Genomic DNA, 5,697 nt, shown 5'->3' with positions numbered 1-5,697 from the left:
GGATTCAAGAACCTATAGAGATCCAGGGTTCAAGGGTTCCAGGGTTCAAGGATTCAAGTGGTTTTTTTGATTTCTGTTACCTTTCAGTTTTTTCTATGCTTTTCACTTGGACCCTAAGCCCCTTAACCCCTCGGACCCTTGAGTTTTTAAAAAGCACTTCACTTGACCCCTGGAATCCTTGACCCCTTGACCCCTGATGTTTTCACCCACTCTTTTGGAGATGGTCCTTATTTGATATCATCAGGCCGCACAGGCGGCGGTTTGGGTGTCAGTGGTTTAAAGCGCGGCTGGTGCGGGTTGTGGCAGTGAACGCATAACCGGTAAAGTTTCTTGCCGTTCCACTCTCCGGTCCTCTTCCCGTGAACCCCGGCCTTCCAGTCCCGGAAATTGGTCCCGTGGCACTGGCCGCAGAGAAGGTAGGATTCCTTGAAATCGATCAGGCGCCCGTCGATCAGATGGAGCTTGTCCCGGTCGTCCGCATTATGGCAATCCAGACACCACTGTTGCGGACCGGCATGCTTCAGTTCGATGTCCTGGTGGAACATCTCCAGTTTCCTTCGCTGTTTATCGGGTTTCATATCCTTATGGCAACCGGAGCAGGGGAAGATTCCTTCAGAGAAAGGGGGAGGGGGGACGAAAAAATCAGGGATATCGGGATGCTGTGGATCGCCCTTGTAGACCGCGTCTTCATTGGTGGAAGTGTCTTGATGATCCGCGCTGTCTGAATCCGAGGCGATGACCGGTGAAATTAGAATCCAGGTCATCAGGACAAAAAAAGGCAGTACTGCAAAACCTCTCCTCATATTCACCCCCCATGATTTGATGAAGAAGAGTTACCTTTCATCGGGATAGGAGTATAGGGTGATCAATTTAAAAATGCAAGATTTTTTTTAATGGTAGCGTTTGAGTCTCTCGATCAACGTCGAACGGGAGATCCCGAGCCGTTTTGCAGCCAGTGACTTGTTGCCGTCCAGTTTCTTTAAGATGGTCAAGATATATTCCCTTTCCAGATCTTCAAGCTTGAGGTCCATGGATAAAGGCACGGTCTCCTTGAATCTTTCGGCAATTGCGGACTTGCAGAGTTCCAAAGGGAGGTGTTCCCTGTCGATGGGTTTGCCATGGGCTAAGATGACCGCTCTCTCGATCACGTTCCTGAGTTCCCGGACGTTCCCGGGCCATGAATAACTCATCAGCAACTCGAGCGCTTCCCCGGTCATAGTCCCCTCGGAACGCCCCATCTCCCGGCTGTGGAGATGCATAAAGTGATTCGCCAGCAATGGGATATCCTCTTTTCTTTCTCTAAGGGTTGGAAGACGGATCTCCATGACCTTGAGGCGAAAATACAAATCCTGCCGGAAGATATTTTTTTCCAACATGTCCAAAATGTCCCGGTTTGTTGCAGCGATAATCCTCACATCGGTTTTTATTTCACGGGTTCCTCCCACACGTCGAAAAGGCTCCCCTTCCAGAATCCGCAGAAGTTTGGGTTGAAGAGAAGAGGTCATCTCGCCGATTTCGTCGAGGAACAGGCTCCCTCCGTCAGCCAGTTCAAAGAGCCCTTTCTTAGTCTCCTTTGCGTCGGTGAAAGCCCCTCTCTCGTGTCCGAAGAGTTCATCCTCCAGGAGGTTCTCCGGAAGGGCGCTGCAGTTGACCTTGATCAGAGCCCCATGGGCCCGGGCGCTCTGGTAGTGGATGGCGTTGGCGGCGAGTTCCTTTCCTGTGCCGGATTCCCCGGAAAGAAGGACCGGTGTCTTGGGCGCTTCTGCGACCATCCGGATCAGGTGATGTAACTGCAGGGTGGCCGGGCTGCTGCCGAGGATCGGTGTGGAAAGAGAGGCGTATTCCCCCTGTTGCCGAAGGCGTTTGACTTCGTCTTTTAACTGGCGGGTCTCCAGGGCCTTCTGGATGACCAGACGCAGTTCATCCAGCTCAAAAGGTTTATTGATGTAATCATAGGCTCCGCTTTTCATGGCTTGTATGGCGGTGGGGACCTCGGGGTATGCGGTCATGATGATCACGAGAAGATCCGGAACGGTCTCCCTCATTTTTTTGAGCAGACTGAGCCCGTCCATGTCCGGAAGCCTGATATCCAGCAGGACCAGGTCCGGCTGGTTCTTGAAAAACTCATCCATGGCCTTTTGGCCGTTGGGGGCGCAGATCACCTGTTTCCCTTCCTGCTGGAAGAGATCCCCCAGGGTGGAAAGCATGGACTCGTCGTCTTCAACAATGAGCAGATTCGGTTTCATGTGATGTTCGCTGCGGCCGTCAACCTCACGGCCTGTAAAAGGATTGAGAAGGTCGTTCCTTTCCCCGGAGAACTTTCCATGGAGATGGCGCCGTGGTTCTCCATGACGATCTGGTGCGTGATGGAAAGTCCGAGGCCCATGCCGTTGGGTTTTGTGGTAAAGAAAGGTTCGAAAATTTTAGGACGCAATGAATCGGGGATTCCCTGGCCGGTATCTGAGACGGTGACCATGACCTTTTCCGCCGGCGTTGCATCCACGGCATCTTCCTTCTGGGCATGGACGCTGACGGTGATGGCGCCGCCTTGAGGCATGGCCTGGATCGCATTCAGAAAAAGATTCAGAAAGACCTGCTGCATCCTTTGAAAATCGACCTGTACAAGGGGGAGATGAGGGTCGAACGCCTCCCGCAGTTCAATGCCGTGGGCTGCGGCTTCTTTTGTCACGAAGAGGATGACTTCCCGGATGATCTGCCGGATGTCGCAGGGGGCGATTTGAGGTTTGACCGGCCTTGCAAAAGAGGAGAAGGTCCTGAAGAATTTGCTGAGCCGGTCAATTTCATTGAGAATCCTTTTCAGAAAGATGCTGTGCGTGTTCTGCTCGCCCAGGTTCTCCTTTAACAACTGGACATTGGTCTTCATGGAAGCCAGGGGATTTCCGATTTCATGGGCGATGCCCGCAGAGAGAGCGCCCAAAGCGGCCATTTTGTCGGCCTGGAAAAGCTGCTGCGTCCTCTTCTCGACCTCTTTCTGAAGATCTTCATTCCATTGTGTAAGGCGGCGCCGCGATTCCTTCAGCCGCTGAGCCATCAGGTTGAATTGCACGGCAAGATCCTCGATCTCATCGTTGGTCTGAACCGTGATTTTATGGTCGAAGTCTCCTTTTGCAATCAGTTGTGCGCCCTGATGCAGCATGAGGATGGGACGGACCAAGTGATGTGAGGCCGTCATGCCGAGGAGGGCGCCGATGACGGCCAGGGCGATGACCATGATGCCGAGAAAGAAAAGAAATCTTCTGACAGGGGCATAGACGACCGAGCGTGAGAGATCAATGACCATGACCCAAAAATTATCCGATTCATTGATTCCGGGAAAGATGGGGGTATAGGAAAGGATGCGGTTTGCTTCTTCCGTGATCAGCCCCTCGTGCCCGGAAAGAATTTTCTGGATGGTCCGTTCATCGAGCGTGCCGGGAAACCCGCCTTGAATGGGATAGGGTTCGTTGTTGTCGATATGATACATAAACCCGCCCTGGTGATCCATGAGATAGGTGTTGCCCATGGAGTCTCCGCCGGAGCTTGCAAGTCGTGCAAGATCCTTGATGAGAAACCGGAGACTCAAGATCCCTTTTTGCGTATGGCCGCGGTCATAAATCGCCGTTGAGTAGATCAGGGTCTGTAAATCATCTTTTCCTTCCATGGATCTCAAAGGTGAAGAGGTGATGATCATCTCTCCCCGGCCTGTATCCATGGCCTTCCAGAAAAAATCTTCCTTGCTGAAATTCAGGGACAGGTCCTGCCCCTGGATCATGAGCTTCCCATCCCTTCGGAACACGCGAAGGACCTGCTCCCCTTCGGGGTTCAAGAGGAGGAGTTCACTATATAAAGGGTTCCCTTCAGCAAGATCCTCCAGCGAGCGGATCAGCATTCGGTTCAGGTTGTTTCTGCCGACCACGTTGCCGGGATAAAATTCCGCAAAGGTGATCAGAGAAGGGGATTGGCTGAGGAGCCGGAGGTCTTTTTCAGCGTGCCTCAGGGCGTCCTGCAGCCGTTCAACCTTGGCGGAAAGCGCTGAATGGACCTGCATGACGGCGCTGTTTTGAAGCGCTTTCTTCGAGCTGGTCAGACTCAGGCTTCCCAATACCAGAACAGGGATCAGGCCGATTGTAAGAAAGGCAAGAATCAGTTTTGCCCGTATCCTCGGGTGAGAGAAGAGTCTATTCGACTTCATAGACGATTATATACAGGAATTCATGCAAAAAGTCAACGTGTTGGAAGACCGGCAGGGCGTGAGTCTGAGCAAAGTGTTTAAAAAATCTGCATGGAACATGCGACACTCCGCAGGAGAACCCATCGCGCTCAACACTCTGATATTTGCTTCATGAACTCCTTACTCTTTCTGAAGGCTTACGGACTGCATATAGGCCACGATGTCGTTTAAGTCCGAGTCTTTCAATACCGGCCAGGAGAATCCGTAATCCCTCATTTTCTGCATCATGCTGGGGCCGTGGTTCCAGATCGCCTGGGTGACTTTGATGATCGTGATCTGATGGAGCTGCCCCAGATTGGGTCCGATGGAACCGTCTCTTCCTCCCGGTCCGACGGTATGACAGATCACGCAATTCTTCTCTTCGAATATTTTTTTACCTCGCTGAACGTCTCCAGGAGGATCGAAATACCTGTAAGCGAAGAGATATGAAAGGATGTCCGCCATCTCCTGGGGATTGATATCCTTCCTCGGGATCTCACGGGCCTTCATGATCTTCATCATGTCAGGTGAATGATTCCACATGAGCGCGGCCATCCCTGCCAGGGTCCTCGGAAACTCGATCTTGCCGAAGTCCGGTCCCTGATGCTTCCCTTCTCCCTCAATGGTGTGGCAGTCCTTGCATCCTTTTTCAACAAATAATGTCCTCCCTCGCACCGGCGATCCGGGCTCCAGATGGTATTCATCCTGGATCTTGCCGCCGATGCTCTGGACATAAGCGACCAGGTTGATCATATCCTTTGAGTCAAGGTCCGGCCAGGACATCCCCTTCTTTTTCATCTCTTGTTCCATTTGCGGGGCATGCTGCCACATTTGCTGGGCCCATACAATGGGATTGATGTAGATCCCCCACCGGGTCAGGTCGGGGCCGATGTTTCCTCCTTTGCCTAAAATGGAATGGCAGCGGATGCATCCCTTGGAGGAGAGGAGGTTTTTCCCGTCATCCGGATTCCCCGGTTCATCCACGTATCGGATAAAATAGAGAAAGGAAAAGATCTCGGCCATCTCCACATCGGTTATCGCGGGAAAGCGGACTCCTTGTTCCTGCATCTTTTCCCACATGTTTGGAAGGTGATTGACGATATTCGTCGCCAGCTGACCTTCGGAGAGGTGGCTGATATGGATCCGTCCCAGGTCGGGCCCGATCGTCCCGTCTCCCTGACCCCATATGGTATGGCAGGTGATGCAATTCTTTGAAAGAAACAGCTTCCAGCCCTTGTTGGCATCTTCCGGGAAGATAAACGCGGCATCACCTTTCTTTTCCATTGCACTCCGGACTTTGTGCGGCAGAAAGATTCCTGTGCAGATCAGAAACAGAACAAGGAAAAATAAAAAAAAGGGGGTTACTTGATCTTTGAGTTGATGCATGCTTTTCATAAATCCCTCCTCGGCAAACTCAGTGTTGCCAATAAAGGTTTCTGCATGGGTGAATGTTTTTTTTTCACATCATCATCTAAATCATCTTTCAT

The 5,697-nt window shown here is 51.9% G+C and carries 4 protein-coding genes; all 4 read right to left on the bottom strand.

The annotated features are described in order from the left end of the window. Positions 1-227: 227 nt before the first annotated feature. The 4 genes from AUK29_00180 to AUK29_00165 all read right to left on the bottom strand — a co-directional run bounded on the left by AUK29_00180 (position 228) and on the right by AUK29_00165 (position 5,605). Positions 228-803 (bottom strand): hypothetical protein, encoded by a 576-nt coding sequence (locus tag AUK29_00180; protein ID OIP66722.1) that lies wholly within the window; start codon positions 801-803, stop codon positions 228-230. A gap of 87 nt (positions 804-890) precedes the next feature. After that, a complete protein-coding gene (locus tag AUK29_00175; GenBank protein OIP66721.1) occupies positions 891-2,246 on the bottom strand; it encodes a hypothetical protein in 1,356 nt (451 codons plus the stop codon). Then, the gene (locus tag AUK29_00170) at positions 2,243-4,192 is read right to left on the bottom strand and encodes a hypothetical protein (GenBank protein OIP66720.1); all 1,950 of its coding nucleotides are present in this window, start codon (positions 4,190-4,192) and stop codon (positions 2,243-2,245) included. Before AUK29_00170 ends, AUK29_00175 begins: the two co-directional genes overlap by 4 nt. A 159-nt stretch (positions 4,193-4,351) precedes the next feature. Further along, positions 4,352-5,605: a hypothetical protein gene (locus AUK29_00165; protein OIP66719.1), complete on the bottom strand. Its 1,254-nt coding sequence runs from the start codon at positions 5,603-5,605 to the stop codon at positions 4,352-4,354. Positions 5,606-5,697: the final 92 nt, after the last annotated feature.

The sequence above is a fragment of the Nitrospirae bacterium CG2_30_53_67 genome (genome assembly GCA_001873285.1).
In the GTDB taxonomy this organism is placed as follows: Bacteria; CG2-30-53-67; CG2-30-53-67; order CG2-30-53-67; family CG2-30-53-67; genus CG2-30-53-67.
This window is presented reverse-complemented; position numbering and strand designations above follow the sequence as displayed.